We start from the raw sequence: 20,754 nt of genomic DNA, 5'->3' as shown, positions 1-20,754 counted from the left end.
GAAAGCGGTCTTCTGGTGCGCGGATCACATCTTGGATGACGACTGGTACCCACGCCGCTTCTTCGTCGCCGACAGCTTCATCAGGGCGTTGACCGCCCTGCCCTCGTCATCGTGTTGCTCGATCAGCATCTGGCCACGGTAACCGATCCGACCCCATTCCCGCACCAGGCTCACGCCGCCAAACAGGTCTTGCTGAACGCTCATTCGATAGAAACGCCGCATGTTGAGAGACGGGTCGATCCGCTTGAGATCGACTGTCGTCGGGAACACCTCCATTTGCTGCGCTTCATCGAACATTTTGCGGTCACCTCGTCTGCGACAACGATACCAAGTGTATGTCCGTGTTTCCACAATGTTCTCTCCCGAACAGGGAAAGGGGGCTCACGCCCCCTTCTCGAACTTCATGACCGGGATGCCGAGCTTCTTGGCCTTGTCGGCGAGGTTTTCCTGGATACCGGTTCCGGGGAAGACAAGGACCCCGACCGGGAGCACATCCAGCATCGCGTCGTTGCGCTTGAAGGGCGCGGCCTTGGCGTGCTTGGTCCAGTCGGGCTTGAAGGCCACCTGCGTCACGCCCCGGGCTTCGGCCCATTTGGCGGCGATGAGCTCTGCGCCCTTCGGGCTGCCACCGTGCAGGAGGACCATGTCGGGATACTTAGTCCGGACCTGGTCGAGCTTGCCCCAGATCAGGCGGTGATCGTTGAAATCGGTCCCGCCGGTGAGGGCGACCTTGGGGCCTGCGGGCAGCATTACCTCGGTCTCGGCGCGGCGCTTGGCGGCCAGGAAATCGCGGCTGTCGATGAGCGCTGCGGTCATGTGCTGGCGGTTCACCATCGATCCGGTGCGGGGTCGCCAGGTCGATCCCGTGTGATGGACGAACTCGGTGGCGGCGTGATCGCGCATCATGTCCATGCAGTTGCGCCGTTCGACGAGGGTCAGGCCTTCGGCCGTCAGGCGCTCGAGTTCGACGGATTTCACCTCGGAGCCGTCCTGCTCGCGTTGAAGGCGGCGCTGCGCCTGTTCGTTCTCATCGAGCGACCGCTCGATCCGGGCGGTGGCGCGGTGGAAGAGGTTGACCTGGCCCCAGAGCACTTCTTCGAGGTCGGGTTCCATGCGGGTGTCTTCCAGGGTCGCGACGAGGGCGTCGAAGATGTCGGCGACGGCGACCGCGAGGCGCTGCCCTTCGGGCATCGGGCGCGGATCGGGCTCGTCAAAGGGGCGATAGCCGTAGAGCTGCAGCTCGTCGAGCGCATGGGCGGTCTGGGATGCGCTATGGGCGGGTTCAAACGCGTCGTCGTGGGTGTGGATCGTCATCGGTTTCTTGCCTCCGGGCCTGTTTAGTCCGCGCGTCATCCCGCGCGGCCTTCATGGGCAGACCCGAGCCGTCGGGGCGGTTGCCCCTTCACCCCGGCTTCACCGGGGCCGGAACATCGTGGAGGAGGTCGGCAGGGAAGCTATTTGTCTCGCGATGCAAAGGCGGCTCTGCCGCCGGCGGAAATAGGTTCCCTGCCGACCTTGCAGGGGCAACCGCTTTGACGGCCTGCCCATCTCTTGAAGGCCGCGCAGGGCTGACGGGTGGATGCGCAAGGCCCGGGATGGGGTGAGGACGACGATCCAGAGCCACGACTGGGATGCTGCCCCCTGCCTCGCACTCCCAGACATCCCCCTGCGCGATTCAGCTCAGCCCAATAGGCGATGCCGATCCTCTGGCCCGATCTGACCTGCCAGATGCTGGCGCAGTGCGTCCTTGCCGTTCGCCCGAAGATCATCGTTGAAATCCCCGAGCCGCGGTTCCAGCACATGGCAACCGATCCCGACCTCGGAGGCTCTGGCGCTCAACTTCTCTGCCGCGCGCTGCCCGGCCGGATCGCGATCGATCGCGATGTAGAGGCGCTTCAGCCCATCTGGCAGCAGGACCGCCCCGAGGTGACCCGAAGAGAGCGCCGCCCAGACGGGCAGACCTGGGATTGCCTCGGACAGGGACAGCATGGTCTCGATGCCTTCGCCGATGACGAGGATGTCATCCTGCGGGGTCAGCCTGACAGCATTGCCGAGGAGGTGACCCATAGCCCGACGCTCTGGATTCACTGCCGCCTTCCCCTGCCCGTCAGCTGCCAACCAGGTGCGCTGCACGCCCTGCACGGCCCCTGCCCCATCGGTAACCGCCGCGATCATCGCCGGTCTGGGGATGCTCCGGGTCTGCCCCTCTTCCCGATGCCAGCACTTCGGGTGGAAGCGTAAGGCGCCGTTCGCCCCGAATTGGGTGATGCCTCGGGAACGGAGGTAGGTCTCAGCAAGCGTGCCTGTGATCGGGTTCGAGGCAGCAAACAAGCGCGCCGCTGCCGCGGGAGTGCCACCGGGCGCCTTGGCCTTCCTCGGCTCTTGCCTATCCGGGACGACCGGCTGCGGACGGCCAAGATGCGCTCGGGCCTCGGCGAGAAGGTCGGGGAAGCGCGTGATCCCCGTCCGGGCGCGGATGATGTCCAGGAGATCGCCATGCTCGCCTGTGGCCCCATCCGTAAACTTGCCCGCTGCCCCTGGTCCCGACGCAGGGCCCGTCAACCGCACGAAGAGCGACCGGCCGGGGTTGTTCTGCAGATCGCCGACGATCCAGTAGGATCCTTCCCGCCGTCCGGCGGGAAGGTAGGCACGACAGACGCCTTCGGCATTTTCTGCCAGATCGCGCACGAGGTCTTCGGTCTCGGAATACATGGGTCAACAACCTCCGCGATCATGTAGCCTTGCGACAGGACAACGTGCAAGCAGACGATCCAGTATCGCGACGCCATCGGCGTCGGTCGGGCAGAACAGCCGAAGCTTCCAACTGATGATCTCCGAGAAGAAGCCATCGGCCTTGAGCCGATCCTTGGCTGCCTCCGAGAAGCCCGACAGTTCGATCCGGTTCGCGCCCATGACGCGCGAGCGGTGCAATTCCATCCCTTCCGACAGGCGCACCACGGTCTTGCCCTCCAGAACGAGGGCATGGACCTGCGCGGCCGAGAGCTTGGGCGCATCGGCGGCCAGCGTGGTCGCGACCCAGGCAGGCGAGACGCGGCGGCCGATGATGCGCTGCCCGTCATCGGTCTGCAGGCGGTAGACGCGGGTTTCATCCTGGGGAAGCTGCTTCCAGATCGGCAGCAGCAGACCTGCCACGATGTGCAGCGTGGAGTCCGAAAACTCCGGCACCTCGGCCAGTTCCGCAGTCCACGCCGCAGTGAAGGCCGCGCGGTCGGCCTCGAGCCAGTGGGTGTCCTCCATGACCTTGGCCGGGACCGTGCTGGCATCAAGCGGGCGGATCAGGCGCAGGCGCGGCTCGATGGTCCCATCGTCCAGCATGTGACTGGTGGCGGGAACCTGCACGGCAGCCCGGCCCGAGCGGCTGTTAATGAGAAGACGCGCCTTCGGATCATCCAGCCAGTCGAGCGCATCAACCAGCGACAGCGGCGTGTTGCGGCGCTTTTCCGCGATGGTGAGAAGCTGGGTTTCGGCGCCGGAGCCAGGATGGGTGTAGATGACGCGTGCGTCGGCCACCCGGAAGCTCTCGGCACGCAGGGTCTCGAGCCCAAGATCATAGACCCCAGCGGCGATGGCGCCCTCAATTCTCTGATCGAGCAGCTCCTCGAAACCCGCGAACAGCACGGCCTGCATGTCGATCGTCAGCGCCAGCAGGCGATTGAGGAAGGTCGTGATCGGCGGCAGGTCATCCTTCAGCCCGTTGTCATCGGTCAGGCTGAGCCCGGTCGCATCCTCGAAAGCCCCGAGCGAACATCCGGCCAGATCGCCGCGATAGATGCGGCGGTAAAGCTGGCGCAGGGCGTCGCGGGCGTAGGGCGACTCGAGGTTATCCTCGGGGCGGAACAACCCCTGGCCTCCGGTCTGGCGCTGGCCGCGCGTGATCGCGCCAAGTGTGTCGAGGCGGCGCGCAATGGTCGACAGAAACCGCTTCTCCGCCTTCACATCGGTGGCCACCGGTCGGAAGAGCGGCGGTTGCGCCTGATTGGTGCGGTTGGTGCGCCCGAGGCCCTGGATCGCCGCATCTGCCTTCCAGCCGGGCTCCAAGAGGTAATGGACCCGCAAGCGCTGGTTCTTCGCCCCGAGATCGGCGTGATAGCTGCGCCCGGTGCCGCCGGCATCCGAGAAGATCAGGATACGTTTTTCGTCATCCATGAAGGCTTGGGTTTCCGCGAGGTTCGCGGCTCCAGCCCGGTTCTCCACCACGAGCCGTGCCGAATGCGCTTCGCCCTTGCGCACGATGCGCCGCGAGCGCCCCGTGACCTCGGCCACGAGATCGGTGCCGAAGCGCTGGACGATCTGGTCGAGCGCACCCGGCACTGGCGGCAGCGAAGCCAGCTTTTCGATCAGCGCGTCTCGACGGCGGACGGCCTCGCGGCATTCGACCGGCTGGCCATCGCGCACCACGGGACGGGAGGAAAGATTGCCCTCGCTGTCGGTGAAAGGCTCGTAGAGCTGCACCGGGAAGGAATGGGCGAGGTAATCGAGGACGTATTCCCTGGGCGTGATATCACAGCGGATATCGTTCCACTCCTCGGTCGGGATCTCCGACAGGCGGCGTTCCATCAGTGCCTCACCCGTCGAGACGATCTGGATGACGGCCGCATGACCCGCAGCCAGATCGGCATCGATGGATGCGATCAGCGTGGGGGTCTTCATCGAGGTGAGCAAATGGCCGAAGAAGCGCTGTTTGGCGCTTTCGAAGGCTGACCGCGCAGCGGATTTCGCCTGACGGTTCAGTGTGCCCGACCCGCTCGGCCCGTCGGCCGCGCCGGAAATGTTCGCCGCCTCCAGCGCCGCGGTCAGGTTGTTGTGGATGATCGCTAATCGCGAGGACGCGATAATGCGAAGGAACGCGGCACCATCGCTATTTTTCGGGGATATCGGGGCTGCGTCCTTCACATTATTTCTCCTTCGGTTGGGGTCAGAGGGTATCGAGCCAGGCGAGCAGGTCCGCGTCACGTTTCCATCGCGCGGGTCGATTTCCTTCTGCCGGAACGCCGACCTGTTCGAGCGCCTTTCGCTTGGTTTCGAGATTGGCCTGAGCGTAGTGGTTGGTCGTGTCGAGGCTGACATGCCCCAGCCAGCTGCGGATGACGGTGATGTCGACGCCCGCCGCGACGAGGTGGACGGCCGTCGCGTGCCGGAAGCTGTGCGGCGTCACATGTTTCAAACGCAGCGAGGGCGTCGTTTTCGCCGCGGCCGCGACGTAGGCCGCCAGCTTGAACCGCACGCCCGAAGCTCCCAGTGGCTCGCCGTAGCGATTGACGAAGATGCGCTCATCCGGCGCGCGTGGCTGCCGCTCCAGCAGCTTCTTCATCAAAGCCACGGTTTCCGGCCAGAGCGGGCAGATGCGTTCCTTTCGCCCCTTGCCGTAAAGACGCACATAATACGGTGCTTCAAAACGGATCGCGCCGGGACACAGATCGAGCGCCTCCTGGATGCGCGCACCGCTATTATAGAGCAGCGACAGCAGCACATGGTCTCGCATCCCTTCAATGGTCGACCGGTCGGGCTGCGCGAGAATGGCCTCGACCTCCCCTGGCTCAAGGTAGCAGGGCGCGGCGGTAGGTTTTCGCTTGAGCGGGATCGTGAGGACCTCGGCGCATTGGGCGATATATTCAGGGTCCTTGTCCGCCACGAAGCTGAAGAAGCTGCGGATCGCGGCAAGCCGACAATTGCGCGTGCCGATCGTGCCCTTGCGACCATGCTCGGCATGGGTAAGGAACGCGCGCACCTCGCTGGCGGAGACGTCGGCCAGCGTGATCCGTGCGACACCGCCGCCGTTTCGCTCCGCGACGAACCGGAGCAACATCCGCCAGGTGTCCCGATAGGACTTGATGGTATGGATCGAGGCGCTACGCTGTTCCGCCAGCCATTCCTGGAAGAAGGCCCGCAACAGTTCGGGGAAGGGATTTGTGGCTTTCATGACAGCGCCTCCCCGTTGAGACAGGGGGCGCCGACGGCGCGGAACCGCTCGCTGGCTTCCTGCAGAAGATCCTGCGTGACGGTGATGTAGACCAGCGTCGAGTTGATGTCCCGGTGACCCAGATAGGTCGAGAGGAAGTGCAGGCGGTCCTGCGGGTTGATGCCGATCCGGTACCATTGAAGGATCCGGTTCACGACCATCGAATGCCGCAGGTCATGCACACGTGGCCCCGTCCGTCCGGAGGGTGGCTTGAATCCGGCGCGGCGCATGACGTTGGTGATCATCGTGGTGACCGTCTCCGGAGTATGGTGGCCCTTGAAGTGGCCCTGCCAAAACAACCCCGATTGCTTGTCTTGTGGAGCACCTGCGCGCCGCCTCGCATCGAGATAGGCACGTAGTTCGGTCATGACGCTGTCCGACTGAGGCAGGATCCTGGTCTTGTAGAACTTCGTTTCCCGGACCGTGATCGTGCCGGATTGAAGGTCGACGTCGCCCAGATCGAGCCGCGCAATCTCACTACGTCGAAGCCCGGCGCAATAGGCAAGCAGGATCATGGTGTAGAGGGTCCACGGCCGCAGCGGGGCATGCGGCGACGGATAGGAACGGGCAACTTCGAGCATGTGCCGGATGTCAGCCGGGCTGAAGATATGCGGTTGCCGGTGCTCCCGAGCCACCTCTCGTTCCGGTCGCGGGTTGAAGCGTTTCGGCGGAATGTTCGGATCGAGCCGGTGCCGCGCCTTGGTCAGGATGCGCCCCAGCTTCTGGCATTCCGCCGCGTGATTGCGGGTGGACTTGGCCGCTGCCCAATGGGACAGCATCGTCTCGAGCGGCTCGTCCGCCAGTTCCGGATGAGCCTGCAGGAACCGGTCAAACCGCAGCAACCAGTGAGCCTGCGTCTCATACTGGTATCCCCGGTTTCGCATCAGCGCGACATGGTCACGCATGAAGTCGCCCAGAACGCTGCCGTAGGGCGCAGGCTGGCACAACGCGGCAAGTGCCTCGTCGGGATTGGGGGAGGCAAGAGCCCGCCAGATCGGCTTGTTCTGCTTGATATTGTGCTGCCTGCGAAGCTCGGCGACGGGATTGCCGGGGATCAACTCGTTCTGGACCAGATAGTCGAGGAAGCGGTCAACGATGCAGACCTGGTTCAACAGCGTCGACAATTTCCACCGCGTTGCCATGTCCCCCAGCCAGTCCTCGAGCATCTGGCGATCCACTGCTGAGTGCCGGCGCGCAACATCCTCGAAGCTGCGAAGGATCCACCGGTAAGTGTAACTGCTTCTCTGTCCGAACCGGGAGATGCGGAGAAAGTCCTCGACGGCAAGCAAATCGGGATCGTGCCAGGCGCTCATGACAGCACCTCCGATCCGGGCACGTCGAGCGCTACAGCCCGCAAATCTTCGGTGGCAAGTTTGAGATAGGCGTTGGTGGACTCGGTTGATCGGTGCCCCAGCACGTCGCCGATGATTTTTTGCGGAACCGACGCCCGCAGCAGTTCAACCGCACGCGCGTGGCGGAAGACATGTGGGCCACGCTTTCCCACCGGCACAACGCCTGCGGCCGCCAGGCGCCCGTCGACCATGCCATAGAGGTTCTTCATCCTGGTATAGGGTGCGAGGGAGCGGATGAAGACCTCCCGGCTTTCGACCTGCGGGCGCCCGAGGCGCAGATAGTCGAGCACCGCATCGCCGACCGGCGTCAGCAGCGGCATGTAGGAACAGGCATTGGTCTTGGTGTGACGGATGCGCAGCGAGTCCGCGTGCCAGTCGATGTCTTCGAGCCGGAGACTGCAGATCTCGCCTTCTCGCAGTCCGTAGATGGCGAGCATCAGCAAAATAGCATGGTCGCGCAGCCCCCTCGGCGATCTGTCCCTGGCGGTGGCCTTCAGAACCATGTCGATCTGGCTGCGGTCCAGGATCGAAGGAACATCCTCATAGGCATAGAGCATCGGGCCGATGACTGCGGGCTCAAATCGGTCGGAACCCGCCCCGACAGGTGGAGATAGCGCAGCAGGGACCGAAGCCACGCAGCAGATGCCGCGAGCGATATCCGTCGCAGTCCGACCGCGCGCATGTCCATGTAGCGATCGATGTCCCGTACGGCCAAGCTTCGGAGACCGTCGGCACCACTGCGGCCGAAATACCAGTCCAGAAAGCGCCGCGCCTCCCGGAGCCGCGCGTCGATAGTTTCATCTGCCAGCCCGCGCTCGTCGCGCATCCAAGTTTCGTAATCATGGCAAATGGCGTGCCGGAGCATCTTAACGGGTTCGATTTCAGCCTCTGGCGGCCATGTGCCTTGGGCCAGCCGGAGCAACCTGCCGATCGCCGTATTTGGTAGCCTGTGCCAGCGCGAGCTGGGCGGCCGACCGTAGCGATCATGAAAGCAATGGACTGCGTGGAGAAAATACTGATCGACCTGCGCTGGCGTCACCATCGCCACCGGCATGTCGCGCTCGGCCAGGTAGTCCAGGAACCGACGGGCGTAGAGCCGATGGTTCGTCACGACCACCGGATTGTAGTTCTGCTCCGTGAGCGATTTCGCGAGCTCGGCGATCAGCTCGTCGTGCAACTTCAACATGAGTGTCTCCTCAGACGGTTGGAAAGCCGCCGAGGTTTGCAATCAAAATAATGCGCAGCAAAGGCCGCGCCGATATCCAGAAGCCAAGGAAAACACAAATGAATCCTGGACACCTTCGCATTATCGCGTCCTCGCGATTACGGACATTATGCGCAGCTGCGCATAATGTCTGGAAGGCCCCGGCATAGGCATCGTAGATACCGCGCTGCTCGGGGCTAAGCGCGTGTTCCAGCATCTCGTATTCGACACCGTCATAGGACAGCGACCGCGCCGTGTAGAGGCCGAGCGCCCGGAGGTCGCGGGCCAGAACCTCCATCGCCGCGACACCGCCGGCCTCGATGGCTTCCACGAATTCTGACCGGGTCTGAAAGGGAAAATCCTCCCCGCCCCACAAACCTAGCCGCTGTGCATAGGCGAGGTTGTGGACCGTCGTCGCGCCCGTGGCCGAGACATAGACCACGCGGGCATTCGGCAGCTTGTGCTGCAGGCGCAGACCCGCCCTGCCCTGCTGCGAGGCCATGGTATCGCCCCGCTCGCCCTTGGACCCGGCGGCATTCGCCATGGCATGGCTTTCATCGAAGAGGATCACCCCGTCGAAATCCGCCCCGAGCCAGTCGACGATCTGGTCGACGCGGGATTTCTTGGCCCCGCGCTCTTCAGAGCGCAGCGTGGCATAGGTGGTGAAGAGGATGCCCTCGGTCAGAGGGATGTCGCGGCCTTGTGCGAAACGCGAGAGCGGCGTCACCAGCAGACGCTCCTGCCCGAGCGCGGACCAGTCGCGCTGTGCGTCCTCGAGGAGCTTGTCGCTTTTCGATATCCAGAGCGCCTTGCGGCGGCCTTGGCACCAGTTGTCGAGCAGGATCCCGGCCGACTGGCGGCCCTTGCCCGCTCCGGTGCCATCGCCAAGGAAGAAACCCCGGCGGAAGCCGATAGCGTCAGCGGCGTCCTCCGGTGCTGCGGATACCACGTCTCCGGTCTCATCGACGGTCCAAGACCCCGCGAGACGCGCGCCATGCGCCTCCCCCGCGTAGATAACGGTCTCGAGCTGCGCGTCGGACAGCAGGCCGTCGCGCAGGACGGCCGGGGGCAGCTTGGGGCGGTACGTGGGTTTAGGGGGCGCGACTGAGGCCATGGCGGCCGACTGCACGAGCTTGGTTGGGTGCGGGGCCGCGCCGGGGATGTCGATCGCCTGCAGGCGGAAGGTCTCGTAGATCGCGTCGGAAAGGCGCGCGGCGCCGTGGCCGTCCGCTGTCTCGCGCGGGATGTAGCCGAGGTCTTCGGCATCCGGCGTGGTGACATGCACATCCATCTTGGTCGCTGCCGTCGAACGCAAGGGTCGAGCGGCAGGGCCGGACGCACGGTGAGGAAGTCCCCGGAAAGGGGAAGCTGGCTGCGATTGAGCGACATCACCCGCATCCAACGTGAGGCGCGGAGGGACCTCGGCCACGATCCGGGCGAGGAGTTGCGCCACATCCGGCGAGATGGAGCGTGCCAGATCAGCGGTAATGCCACCCCGCTCGCCGCAACGGCACTTGTCGAAGACCGAGATCCGGGTCTCGAAGCTGGTGCCATGCTTTGCGAAGGCTGCCCCCGACACAGCTCCGGTGAAGACGAGATGGGCGGTCTCGGTCAGACGGCCGAAGGTCTCGGCCCAGGCAGGCGCAACCGGCGCGAAACCGGCTCCGGTGATGGCGACGAGCCGTCCGCCGGGGGCCAGACGCGCGAGGGCCGAGCGCAGATGCCGGGCCGTCGCCTCGGTCGACCGACCATCGACATTGGCTTGGGCCGAGAAGGGCGGGTTCATCATGATGACGCTCGGACTTGAGGAGACATCGAGATGATCGTCGATCTGCGCGGCATCAAAGGTGGTAACGGGGCGCCCCGGAAAGAGGAGGCGCAGAAGGTCGGCGCGGGTGTCGGCCAACTCGTTCAGAGCCAGAGTGCCGCCGGCGATCTCGGCGAGGATCGCCAGAAGCCCGGTCCCGGCAGACGGCTCTAGGACAAGATCACGGGGCGTGATCTGTGCTGCCGCCACAGCCGCGAGCCCCATGGGCAGCGGCGTCGAGAATTGCTGAAAGCGCTCCATCTCTTCCGACCGCCGGGTGTGCGTGGGCAAGAGGCCTGCCACCTTGGCGAGGATCGGCAAGAGCGCCGCAGGCGAGCCGGCACGCGCAAGCAGCGCCCGACCGAACTTTCGCAGAAAGAGGATCAGCGCCACCTCGCCCGCCTCATAGGCGAGCTTCCAGTCCCAAGCACCGGTCGCATCGGAACCGCCAAAGGCATGTTCCATCTCGCGGCGCAGGCGCAGCGCGTCGATCTGAAGCCCTTGCGCCAGATCGGGCTGCAGCGCTTCGGCAACAGCAACGATCGCAGGGGCAGGATTTGCTGCCAACGGGACAATGGGCGCAGGCAAGGACGCCTGCGCAACAGGGGCAAGATGGGTCATCGGGAAACTCCGGAATGAAGGACAGGATCAGGCCCGTACACCCTCTCTCGGGCAGCCTCGGACCTGATCTTTCCCGGCCCCTCTCTCCCTCTCGAATCCGACGCGTCCCGGAAGCTCGGCTTGATTTTGTTCTTGTTATGTTCTATATTCTGAGCCAAGCCAGAAAGGGGGTTCCACCATGGAAAGCACCACCCGCGCCCTGCCCGTAACACCCAAGCAGATTGCCTATGCGCGGTCGCTCGCCCTGCGCAACCGGACGCTCCTGCCCTGGGAGGTTCAGCAAGACCGGCGATCTTTGAGCACGTGGATCGAGGCTCAGGCCCGGCTGAAGCCGGTATCGGACATGGACGGGCTGCCCACCTCCAGGCAGGTGGCCTTCGCTGAGAAACTCGCCCGGATTAAACGACGCGCCGTTCCGGACGAATGTTTTCGCGACAGGGGGCTCATGTCGAAGTGGATCGACGGGAACAGGTGAGAACGGCACCGGCTGGCTCCGACCTGCCGGAGATTCTGCCATACCGCGGTTTGGCAAACCGAGCGCAGCTGCCAAGCTGTAGGTTGGCAGACTGGACCTTCGGGACATCAGCCTCGGTCAAGCTCCTGTCCGAAGGACCAAGGTCTGGTTCCGGCGGCACGCCGGGAGGTGCACCGCTGCGACCTTCGGTAACCACCGCAAGTCGTAGCCGTCTCTCAACCCAGCGTCTTCAGATCTCCCTCCCCTTGGGGCTAGTCCCTCAGTTCTTTGGAAATGGTGAGATAGGAGCGTCCATAACGCTGGAAAAGCATTCTCATCAAAGAAACCTGTAGATGTCTCTTTGAAAATCTGTCACTTTAAGTATCATGGACACCGCAAGGTCACAGAATCTGAAGAAAGTGCTCGATGCCGTACCCGCCGGGTATCTGGTCGACGCGGCATGGCTCGTCTCGCAGGGCATCGCCTATGAGAGCTTCCGTGACTATGTGAAACGCGGCTGGCTGGAGCGCATCGCACGCGGTGTCTTCCGCCGACCAGTCCCGAATATGCAGGCGTCCAACAGCATCGACTGGAAGACCTGCATCCTTTCGATGCAACATATCATGGGTCATGATCTGCATGTCGGGAGCACAACGGCACTCGGTGAACAAGGACATGCCCATTACCTCCGCCTGGGGGAAAGCGCTCCAGTCTGGGTCTATGGGGACAAGGTCCCGAACTGGCTGATCAAACTGCCGACGGATGCCCCTTTCAGTATCCGCCCCCGTTCCTTGTTCACCGATCCGAAGCTGGGCGTGATCGAGGGCAAGAATTCTGGCCTGCCATGGGACTGGGGTCTGACGATGTCGACGCCGGAGCGCGCAATCCTGGAAGCCATGGACGAGTTGCCCCACCATGAGAGTTTCCACACGCTCGACATGGTCTTCGAGAGCCTGACAACCCTGCGCCCAAGGCTGATTTCCGACCTCCTGCAAGCGTGCCAGAAAATCAAGGTCAAGCGCCTGTTCTTCGTCTTCGCGGACCGCCACGATCATTCCTGGCGCAAACGGATCGACCCGCAGGCATTCGACCTCGGCAGCGGCGACCGAGCCTTGATCCAGGGCGGCAAGATCCACCCGCGCTATCGGATCATGGTGCCAGAAGAATTCGTGAAACCGGAGGCCGAAAATGGCGCGTGAGACCTATGAAGCCCAGGTTGCGCTCCTGGTGCGCGTCCTGCCCAATGTCGCGGGCGAAAGCGTCTTCGCGCTCAAGGGCGGGACGGCCATCAACCTCTTCCACCGCGACCTGCCTCGGCTGTCGGTCGACATCGACCTGACCTACCTGCCAATCAAGGAACGCGCCGAGAGCCTGGACGAGATCAACGCCGCGATGGATCGCATCGCGGCTTCCATCGAGACCGGAATCCGAGGCGCGAAATCGCAGCGCATCCAAGGGGGCGGCGGCGGAGCCACCCGGCTCCTGGCGCGCCTCGGGAATGCCGAGATCAAGATCGAAACCTCGCCCGTGACCCGGGGCGTAGTCCACGACCCGGAAGTCCGGACCGTATCTGCCGCCGTGGAGGATGCCTATGGCTATGCCGAAATGCAGATCGTCTCGTTCGAGGACCTGTTCGCGGGAAAGCTGCACGCCGCCCTGGACAGGCAGCATCCCCGGGATCTCTACGACGTCACACTCCTCTACGAAAACGAGAGCCTGACGCAGGACCTGTTCCACACCTTCCTGATCTATGTCGCCAGTTCGCCGCGACCGGCGCATGAGCTGCTCGATCCGAACCTGATCGATCTCGAGCAACCCTACGCGCGGGAATTCGAAGGCATGACCAGAACACCCGTCCCGCTCGCTACGCTTTTGGCGACGCGCCTCAAGTTGGTCGCCGATCTGCAATCGAGGCTCGATGACAAGGCGAGGCAGTTCCTCCTGACGCTTCAGGACGGCGAGCCTGACTTTGCGGCGATCAACCGCTCGCAAGCCGCTGAGCTACCGGCCGTGAAGTGGAAAGTCCTCAACCTGAACAAACTGAAGCGCGACAACCCCGAAAAACATGCCACGCATCGCGACGCCTTGTTGAAGCTCCTGGGCTGAGCCACGCCCAGCACCGTCGCGAGGGGCGCTTTGCGTTGGCCATCCTCATCGCGTCGATGGAAGGCGCCGAAGACGGGTGAACTCAGTCGGCGCTTCCAAGCCCTGCGTTTCGCTGAAATGACCGCGTTTTCGCCCGATGAAAGGCAGAGCGCAGGGCTTCGGTCGGCAAAGGCGGCGAGTCTATCGCTTCAAAGAAGCGCTCATGGTCGATCTGCTTGAGATCGGTGCGGTCTGGGCTTTCGATATCAGGCGTTGCCATCTTTATAGGCCTCCTGGCCAAGTACGGTTTTGCGGATCAGCCGACGGCCGCAATCGAGTAGTGCGGTGTCCCATCCCACACAAGATCCCAAGACGCGCCCGGACGAACGTTCTGAATTGCGTGGGGCTCAAAGCAGACCAGGCAATTCCCGCCCGGTGCACGAGCCCGGACCGAAGGGTAAATCAGGCCCTTGGATCCGCCCCGACGCAGATGCTGTGCCAGGCTTTGGCCCTCGGGATACCCGACAGCCGGATCCGGATGCAGCGCCGGATGACCTGCCTCATCGGTCATGTCGTCGAAGACGCCGATGAAGTCGGCCAGCAATTCCACATAGCGGGCGCTATCGTGGAAGCTGCCGGTAAAGCCGAGTTCGCGTGTGCGGTGCCAAGCCACTTCGCTGACAGAAACCATCACATCCCATGCGCAGTACCACGCGCCGCGCTCCTCGGCGTTGAAGCGGTTTCCGCCGGCGCGGGCGTAAGTGAAGGCTGCGTTGACGTGACTGTCCCCATAGATGCGCAGATCGCGGCTGCGGCGTTGCCAAGCGAGTTCGCGCGGGTCCAGATGCGGGTTGCGCCCGCGTTCGGCCTGTAGACGTCCACTGGTCAGGCCCTCGATCTCTGCCAAGATCTCCATCTCGTCATCGGTATCGACGAGACCGCGCAGCGATGGTGGCTTGTGGTAGGTGGCGGGCAGGAGACGAACGAGACCGCGATCGGAAATCTCGGTCTGCTTCATGCCCCACCACGCAACGCATCAAGATAGGTCCGAACCGCGAGGATCTGCGGCAAGCCCCCGTCGATGGCGGTGTCGACTGGTCGGCCGCCACCAAAGAGCGGACCGGTGTTCGGCCGGGTGAACCAGCTTCTTGCCAAAGGCTCCGAGAAGTAGAGTTCGAGCGACTTGAAGATGCCAATTACAGCGCTGAGCCGCAGCAGTTGGTCCTTGGTGAGCTCTCCGGCGAAATCCGGCTTCTTGGCGCGCTTCCACGTGCTCTCTGACATGTCGGCAAGGCCAGCCGCTTCCTTGAGACTGAGACCCCAAGCATCGGCCACGCGTGCATAAGCTTTCAACGCGACGGCGTTGATCTGTGCGGGTTCCCGGATTTTCTCTGCAACGTACATGGCGTCCTCCATTGGCTTCAATATAGTCCATATGGACTTACTGTAAAGATCAAATGAACCTTGCGCTTTGATCACTGTTACCCGAACCGCCGCCCTCCTTCCGTGAACGTATACGCGTTGACGATGATTCCCTCCTCGATGGCCTGGTCCGAGGCGAGGTGGTCGTATTCGGCTTCAAGCTGACGGTAGAGCCAGCGGGCCAGATCACGCAGCGTCTCGGTCACGACTTTTTCCGCGTCCTCGGTCGGCGGCTGCCAGGTCGGGCTGTCGCGCGTGACGTCCACGGCCATGCAGTATTCGTGATAGTAGCGGCCACGGTGGCTGGCCGCGGCGGCGAGCTGGTAGAAGTTCCGCCGCTGGATGGCCTGCAGCCGGTCGGCGATGCCGTGCAACGTCACATCCGTCGGGGCATAGTCCCGAATGCGCGCGGCGGCGCCCTTGACGTGGGACCAGTAGCCTTCGAACGAAGCTCCATCACCCTGGCTCCAGAAGCCGGAGAACCAGATGCAGGGCTTGGCCCGTGTCCCGCCACTCATCAGGCGGACGGAGGTGGTTTTCAGGCGGATGCCGAGGATCTCACAGACCCGCTCGAAATCCTCATAGACCGCGTCCCACCAGTCGTCGTGGGGTCCGAGGTCGCGATACCAGTTGCGGGCTTTCTCCTTGGCGGCGTCCGAGAGTTCGGGGAACAGGTAGACGGTAGTGCAGATGAGCTCAGGCATCGACGTCCTCCCCATTCAGTGCTGAGGCCAACCATTCCTGGCTGCTGGACCAGCCGATGGATTTGCGCCCGCCGAGATCGAGGGCATGCGCGCCGCCACCAAAGGCGTCGAGCCGCGGCCGGGAGCAGGTCAGAGCATACTGAAATCCCCAAAGGCCGGTGAGGTCGAGGACTTCGGCGAGGCGCAGCACGAAGCGGATGACGGCCTCGACATCGCCGTGTTCGTCATCATGGATCCAGAGGCTGCTGCCCTCGGGGGCATCCTGGTGCACGAGATCGAAGCCAGCGACATCTGGGTCGTCGGCGTCGTGATCCGCAGCGCGCAGATCGTGAAACAGCGCGAGTGCTCGGGCCGCCTTTTCGGGAGTGCCGACGTCGAGCAGGCATGAGAAATGGGTGAAGTAATCCGCCATGGGAGTCTCCTGAATGGGGAAGACCCGGCCAAGAGGCCGGGTACTGAATCGGGATGAAGGGTCGGCCGGGAGCGATCAGCCGATCGACGTGTCGTCTGCCGCCTGTCGTGCGGCATGCGCGCAGAGCATTTGCCGGTAGAAGCGCTTACGCGCCGTCCGGAGGCCGCAAACAGCGCGTGTGTCGGGGTGCAGCGCCCGGACCGCCGCGCGAACCACTGCCAGTGGCGAAGCGGTCGGCGGCAAGCCAAGACTTAGATAAGTGGGATCGGTCATGTCACATGACCTCGACCACGGGCGAAGCGAGATGCGGATCGACCTGTGCCTCGATCCGTTCGGTCCGACCCATCCAAGGCTCGGGCCGAATGGCCTTCACCCAATCGGCGAAGCTCGGGATGAAGCCGAGGTCCTCCTTCACATGCTGCTCGCCGACCCAGCGGGTCGGGATGACGCGCTCGGTCGAGAGCGTGAGGGTCGGGCCGAAAATCGTCTCGGCCATGAAGATGCCCTCGGCATGGTGGCGCAACGCCCGGTGCCGAAAGTCGGCTGTGATCTCCTTGCTCTGGTCGAACCAGGAATGCACGGCGAGGTAGTCGTCGACCGTGCCGCCCCATTTCTTCACCGAGGACAGGGCGTGGTGGTACGGATGTGCCATCGCCGCCCCCTCAGAAATCGTGTGTGTAGAGTTCGGACGAGGTGAAGCGCTCGTTGAACTCGAGGTGGATGGTGCGAGCGCTAGCGTCGAAGCAGAATTCGCCGTAGGCCCCGTCGTTGTTTTCCCAACCGCCGTGGGTGTCAGACAGCAAGTCGTACGCCAGTTGCTCCACGACATCTTCGAGCGAAAGCGCCCGCATCTCGACCTCCGGGTCGTCCCAGGTCAATGCGGCATAGGCGATCTGGGTCTTGGGGAAAGTGACTTCGGCGTCGCCAGCGTAGGCTTCGATGCTTTCAACCTGGCCGCTATCGCCATAGCCGTCAAAGCTCACGGTCACATGGGTGATGCCCGCGGCAGTCAGGCCATCGAAGAGGCGCTCCTTGTTGGCCGGACGCAAAGCTGCGATCCGCGCGTCACGCTCGGACTGCCGAGCCAGCACGGCGGCGAAATCAATCCTGGACGGCGCCATCGGCGCGGCCAGGGTGGGTTCGATCTTGGACATTGGAAACTCCGAAATGAGGGAAAGGATCTGAACCCCGAGGCTCTCTCGTCCTCCTAGGCTCACATCCTCCCCTGCCCTTCTCTGGCTCTCGGGCGTCACGCCGCGATCTGCAGGGCGCGAGACGCGAAGACACGCCAGAGTGGATCGACAAGACGGGCATCGAGAACGTCGGCGTGGTGCCGCAGCCGTCGCGCAAGGCCATGTTCATGCCACTCGGCCGCCCGCATGGCCTGCGCGCGGGCCTGGCTGGCCTCGGACACGACGGCGCGGGCTTCGGCGGCATCCGAGACCGGGTGGCACCATGCAACCCCGCCACCATGGACAGCCCCGGCCAGAACGAGGCGGCCCTCTCGATCGAGGATCGCCAGGATGCGCGGCGCGTCTTCAGGGGTGACATTTTCGGCATGAACGATTGCCCCCTGCATGGCTTCGGCCAGCGTGGCAAACCGCTCCAGTACCTTGGGGTGCGCCTGCCCGGACATTAGAGCCGCCGACGCGTGGCAAGCCGTCGTGAGCGCAAACGGCAAGTCTTGATCTGCAAGAACGGTCAGGAAGCTCGGCGGCAAACCTGTCTTCTGTGTTTCCGGCTGAGTTTGGAGAGGAAGGTCGAACATGGGCATATCTCCGACGGTGCGGAGAGCCTCTCTCCCCGCTTCAAACCGTCAAAGACCAAACCGCCCCCTCGGACTCTCTGTCGCTGATCGGGCCGATCATTTCGGCGTTGGTAAATCGCCCCATCGAACCCGCAAGTAGCGCCCTTCGCGCTTTGGAAGATCTTTTCGGTCGATCATCCGACCCGAGACCTGAAAATCCTCGTTGATCTTTACAACCAAGAGCTTGTTGAAATGCCCATTGGTATCGACCACAACCACATCCTTTGTCTTGAATGGCGTAATGGTTTTGACCTCGACATGATCATTGCCAAGTCTTCCGTCAGCACCCTGGGCATAGGTCTTGTTCAGCTTGATACCGTACGTGATAGCACCAAACAGCTCACCGATATCGCCGTAGACAGAGAGGTGGAGGCCGGTCTCAAGGTGATAGCTTTCCGCGAGGGACAGGAGATCCTCAAAATATGGGATCATAGACCGGATCGCGTTCGGGTATTTAGCGCCCCACTCCTTGTAGCGAAGCTGCTCGTCGATTTCCGACCAGGTAACCCATTCGCCGTCATCATAAAATGCACGATCTGACCAATCGATTTCTTCCATGCGCGTACTTCCAATACCTAAACATGTCGGGCACGGTAGCAGATCGATGAAACAGGGACGAGACCGGAGGCGATATCGCCTCCGGTCGCCACCTCAACCAACGCGGTCGAGAAGCTTCTTGGCGCGCCCCTCCATATCAAGGCGCGCATCCTGCTGGGTCTTGTCGCGCGCAAGCCGCGTGATCCCCTGTACGAAATCGAAGATGCTCTCGGGCGGGCGGCCCTCTTCCATCAGTACCTTCTCGATGATCTTGCCGGATTCGGCCTTCGAGAAACCGCGCTTGCGCAGGAAATCCGCACGATCTTCGTCGCTGCGCGCCACGATCTGCTGCCGCGCCGCTTTGATGCCGTTCACGAACCCCTGGGGCGAGGAATTGGCGAAGCGCGTCAACGCGGGCGCCGCCTCATGTGCAAAGCGCGAGGCGGCGTATTTCGAGTGACGGATCTTGATCTCCTGGAAATCCTCGACGCCCCAGAGGTTGCGGTTCTGGCACACCGCCCGCAGATAGAAGCTCGCCATGCCGAGGGTCTTGGCGCCCACCTCCGAATTCCAGCAGTAAAAGCCCCGGAAGTAGAGGTCGGGAGAGCCGTCCGGAAGCTTGCCCGCCTCGATCGGGTTGCGATCATCGACAAGAAACAGGAAGACATCGCGGTCCGAGGCATAGAGCGTGGTCGTGTCGCGGCTGATCTCGACATCGGGGTTATAGACCCCGGTCGACCAATCCAGCACGCCCGGCACCTTCCAGCGCGTGTCGCCGGTGCCATTGCCCGCGATGCGCTGAACCGCTTCAACCAGCTCGAAATCGTGGATACGGCCATAGTCGGGGCCGGTCACGGCGCGCAGTTCCGTGCGGCCGTCTTCCGTCTCGAAAGTCTTCAACTGCTCGGCACGGTGGTTGGTCAGACCATATTGCAGATTGATCCCCGCCAGCGGCGCTGGCAATTGCCGCAGATAGGAGGCCGGGGCGCCGACGATGCTGGCAAGCTGGCCGAACGCCCAATGCGTGGGCCCGACAGGCGCCTCGGCTTTCGGCAGCATCAGGTGCAACCGCTCGGGGTTGTCGCGCGCGGCCTCGACGCGGATATCCGCTGTTTGCACCACGCGGCTGCGGCTGCGCTCGGAGCGACCCTTCACCGAGGCCCATAGATCATCGAGCGACAGATACCGCTCGTCATCGGGCCGGTTGAACCATTCGGACGACACCCGCCCGTTCCGCTCACCTCGGCTCACATCCACTTTCCAGCCACCAGCCCGCGTCGGCTGTACCGGATCCAGAACTTCTACAACGCCCATCGGCTATCTCCCGTGACAGGCGCCGGGAGCCACTCTCCCAACCCTCAACCCGTCACCGGGAAACCGGCACTCCTCTCACTCTTGGGTTCACAATGGCGAATTAGAGCAAAGCGGCAGTGTGCGAGGCTTGCGGGTAGTCATCGGTTTTGGCTGTACTGGACGTCGCCCAAGACCCGCACGACGAGCAGGCTGGCCTTGTGGGCAGCGTAGGCCTGCTGGCGTGTGGAAGGCATCTTCGGGTCGTTGTACCGAACCGAAGCGTCACACTGGATGTCTGCAATTAGGTGGCGAAGGTCGAGGCCTCGGATTGATTTGGCAAGGACGTCATGCGGCTCTTTCAGCTTGTGCCCCCATGGAACCTCGTAATCCCCGATGATGGCAATCAAGCCCTTCATGAACTTCTCGGTCATCTGTAGCGAGGACCACCGGGCCTGCCCCCAGTTCGGGGATTGGTTGGTCATATGCGCGACTGCTGCGAACCAATCCTGTTCGGCGGCGGCGAACATCGGGTCGGACTTGCGGAACCGCTTGAAAGCATCACGAACATCTAGCCCGACCACGAACAGCCCGTAGACCTCGTTCAGGTCGTCGTCGGAAAAGTGCTTCAGGCGGGCCTCGGTGATGCCCGTCAGCGAGACGCATGCGTTGACGTTGAGAACCTGTGTCCCGACTCTGTTCCATGTGTCGCTGGGCAGATCGCGTTTGGCCTCGATGACCACTGTCCCGTAGATCAGTGGAATCCGCATCTCCCAGATGTCCCCATCCGCGAGGACCGCGACCTTGGCCTTCTCAGAGAAATCGGTCTTGATCAGGTCGCCATAGACCTCTTCGTACCAGCGGTGAATGCGGTCGGTGTATACGCTGGTCGCGACCAGTTCTGCCGGTGCACCGGGCGGGAGCTTCGCAATCGGAAGACTGATGCGGAACCTATTTCCGAACTCGAGCACCGCCATTATGGGGCGTGAGTGCGGCGGTATTGCCTTTTCCTTGAGCGACTGGTCGATCTCGCGCAGGATGGGTGTGATGTCGTCAGGTATTTGCATAGTGCGATGCTA

The 20,754-nt window shown here is 63.1% G+C and carries 22 protein-coding genes and 2 pseudogenes; 3 read left to right on the top strand and 21 right to left on the bottom strand.

Annotated features, from left to right (window positions below):
* Positions 1–24: 24 nt before the first annotated feature.
* From R2601_RS23205 to R2601_RS23170, 9 genes and pseudogenes are all read right to left on the bottom strand, one after another.
* Positions 25–297, bottom strand: coding sequence for a WGR domain-containing protein (locus tag R2601_RS23205; RefSeq protein WP_007803304.1), 273 nt, complete (start codon positions 295–297; stop codon positions 25–27).
* Positions 298–381: 84 nt separating this feature from the next.
* Positions 382–1,314, bottom strand: coding sequence for a DUF2493 domain-containing protein (locus R2601_RS23200; protein ID WP_007803302.1), 933 nt, complete (start codon positions 1,312–1,314; stop codon positions 382–384).
* 366 nt (positions 1,315–1,680) lie between these two features.
* Positions 1,681–2,712 (bottom strand): DUF7146 domain-containing protein, encoded by a 1,032-nt coding sequence (locus R2601_RS23195; RefSeq protein ID WP_007803300.1) that lies wholly within the window; start codon positions 2,710–2,712, stop codon positions 1,681–1,683.
* Between the two features lie 3 nt (positions 2,713–2,715).
* A pseudogene (locus tag R2601_RS23190) lies at positions 2,716–4,836 on the bottom strand (strawberry notch C-terminal domain-containing protein); the annotation flags it as partial.
* A gap of 100 nt (positions 4,837–4,936) precedes the next feature.
* Positions 4,937–5,941, bottom strand: coding sequence for a tyrosine-type recombinase/integrase (locus tag R2601_RS23185; protein WP_007803296.1), 1,005 nt, complete (start codon positions 5,939–5,941; stop codon positions 4,937–4,939).
* Positions 5,938–7,293: a tyrosine-type recombinase/integrase gene (locus R2601_RS23180; protein WP_007803294.1), complete on the bottom strand. Its 1,356-nt coding sequence runs from the start codon at positions 7,291–7,293 to the stop codon at positions 5,938–5,940. The genes R2601_RS23185 and R2601_RS23180 overlap by 4 nt, the downstream gene beginning before the upstream one ends.
* On the bottom strand, positions 7,290–7,889 hold the full coding sequence (locus R2601_RS27490) for a site-specific integrase (RefSeq protein ID WP_254656107.1): 600 nt from the start codon (positions 7,887–7,889) through the stop codon (positions 7,290–7,292). The genes R2601_RS23180 and R2601_RS27490 overlap by 4 nt, the downstream gene beginning before the upstream one ends.
* A complete protein-coding gene (locus tag R2601_RS27485) occupies positions 7,826–8,518 on the bottom strand; it encodes a site-specific integrase (protein ID WP_007803290.1) in 693 nt (230 codons plus the stop codon). The genes R2601_RS27490 and R2601_RS27485 overlap by 64 nt, the downstream gene beginning before the upstream one ends.
* A 163-nt stretch (positions 8,519–8,681) precedes the next feature.
* Positions 8,682–10,964 (bottom strand): annotated as a pseudogene (locus R2601_RS23170) (strawberry notch-like NTP hydrolase domain-containing protein); the annotation flags it as partial.
* 178 nt (positions 10,965–11,142) lie between these two features.
* On the opposite strand from R2601_RS23170, the gene R2601_RS23165 reads away from it, so the two are divergent.
* From R2601_RS23165 to R2601_RS23155, 3 genes are all read left to right on the top strand, one after another.
* Positions 11,143–11,439: a hypothetical protein gene (locus R2601_RS23165; RefSeq protein WP_007803287.1), complete on the top strand. Its 297-nt coding sequence runs from the start codon at positions 11,143–11,145 to the stop codon at positions 11,437–11,439.
* Positions 11,440–11,804: 365 nt separating this feature from the next.
* Positions 11,805–12,617 (top strand): type IV toxin-antitoxin system AbiEi family antitoxin domain-containing protein, encoded by an 813-nt coding sequence (locus R2601_RS23160; RefSeq protein ID WP_007803286.1) that lies wholly within the window; start codon positions 11,805–11,807, stop codon positions 12,615–12,617.
* Positions 12,607–13,524, top strand: coding sequence for a nucleotidyl transferase AbiEii/AbiGii toxin family protein (locus R2601_RS23155; RefSeq protein ID WP_007803284.1), 918 nt, complete (start codon positions 12,607–12,609; stop codon positions 13,522–13,524). The genes R2601_RS23160 and R2601_RS23155 overlap by 11 nt, the downstream gene beginning before the upstream one ends.
* Positions 13,525–13,606: 82 nt before the next feature.
* Here the strand turns inward: R2601_RS23155 and R2601_RS26555 are convergent, their stop codons facing one another.
* The 12 genes from R2601_RS26555 to R2601_RS23105 all read right to left on the bottom strand — a co-directional run bounded on the left by R2601_RS26555 (position 13,607) and on the right by R2601_RS23105 (position 20,742).
* Complete coding sequence (locus R2601_RS26555) at positions 13,607–13,783, bottom strand: DUF1778 domain-containing protein (RefSeq protein ID WP_110740141.1); 177 nt, start codon at positions 13,781–13,783, stop codon at positions 13,607–13,609.
* A 36-nt stretch (positions 13,784–13,819) separates the two neighbouring features.
* Positions 13,820–14,521 (bottom strand): RES family NAD+ phosphorylase, encoded by a 702-nt coding sequence (locus R2601_RS23150; protein ID WP_007803282.1) that lies wholly within the window; start codon positions 14,519–14,521, stop codon positions 13,820–13,822.
* Positions 14,518–14,919, bottom strand: coding sequence for an MbcA/ParS/Xre antitoxin family protein (locus R2601_RS23145; RefSeq protein WP_007803280.1), 402 nt, complete (start codon positions 14,917–14,919; stop codon positions 14,518–14,520). Before R2601_RS23145 ends, R2601_RS23150 begins: the two co-directional genes overlap by 4 nt.
* A gap of 65 nt (positions 14,920–14,984) precedes the next feature.
* Positions 14,985–15,629, bottom strand: a complete 645-nt coding sequence (locus R2601_RS23140; protein ID WP_007803278.1) for a DUF8835 domain-containing pootine — start codon at positions 15,627–15,629, stop codon at positions 14,985–14,987.
* Complete coding sequence (locus R2601_RS23135; protein ID WP_007803276.1) at positions 15,622–16,041, bottom strand: hypothetical protein; 420 nt, start codon at positions 16,039–16,041, stop codon at positions 15,622–15,624. The genes R2601_RS23140 and R2601_RS23135 overlap by 8 nt, the downstream gene beginning before the upstream one ends.
* 75 nt (positions 16,042–16,116) lie before the next feature.
* On the bottom strand, positions 16,117–16,314 hold the full coding sequence (locus tag R2601_RS26285; protein WP_083794017.1) for a hypothetical protein: 198 nt from the start codon (positions 16,312–16,314) through the stop codon (positions 16,117–16,119).
* Between the two features lies 1 nt (position 16,315).
* Entirely contained in the window at positions 16,316–16,693 is a 378-nt protein-coding gene (locus R2601_RS23130; protein ID WP_007803274.1) for a DUF6915 family protein, read from the bottom strand.
* Positions 16,694–16,703: 10 nt separating this feature from the next.
* Positions 16,704–17,195: a DUF6878 family protein gene (locus R2601_RS23125; protein WP_007803272.1), complete on the bottom strand. Its 492-nt coding sequence runs from the start codon at positions 17,193–17,195 to the stop codon at positions 16,704–16,706.
* Positions 17,196–17,290: 95 nt separating this feature from the next.
* Positions 17,291–17,809 carry a hypothetical protein gene (locus R2601_RS23120; protein ID WP_040546002.1) on the bottom strand — a complete coding sequence of 173 codons (519 nt, stop codon included), beginning with the start codon at positions 17,807–17,809 and terminating at the stop codon, positions 17,291–17,293.
* A 96-nt stretch (positions 17,810–17,905) separates the two neighbouring features.
* A complete protein-coding gene (locus tag R2601_RS23115; protein ID WP_007803268.1) occupies positions 17,906–18,406 on the bottom strand; it encodes a hypothetical protein in 501 nt (166 codons plus the stop codon).
* A 93-nt stretch (positions 18,407–18,499) separates the two neighbouring features.
* Complete coding sequence (locus tag R2601_RS23110; RefSeq protein ID WP_040545939.1) at positions 18,500–19,699, bottom strand: hypothetical protein; 1,200 nt, start codon at positions 19,697–19,699, stop codon at positions 18,500–18,502.
* Between the two features lie 137 nt (positions 19,700–19,836).
* Entirely contained in the window at positions 19,837–20,742 is a 906-nt protein-coding gene (locus tag R2601_RS23105) for a hypothetical protein (RefSeq protein WP_007803263.1), read from the bottom strand.
* Positions 20,743–20,754: the final 12 nt, after the last annotated feature.

This window comes from Salipiger bermudensis HTCC2601 (genome assembly GCF_000153725.1).
GTDB classification, from domain to species: domain Bacteria; phylum Pseudomonadota; class Alphaproteobacteria; order Rhodobacterales; family Rhodobacteraceae; genus Salipiger; species Salipiger bermudensis.
Note: the sequence above shows the minus strand (reverse complement) of the source record. Positions and strands in the feature narration are given on the sequence as shown.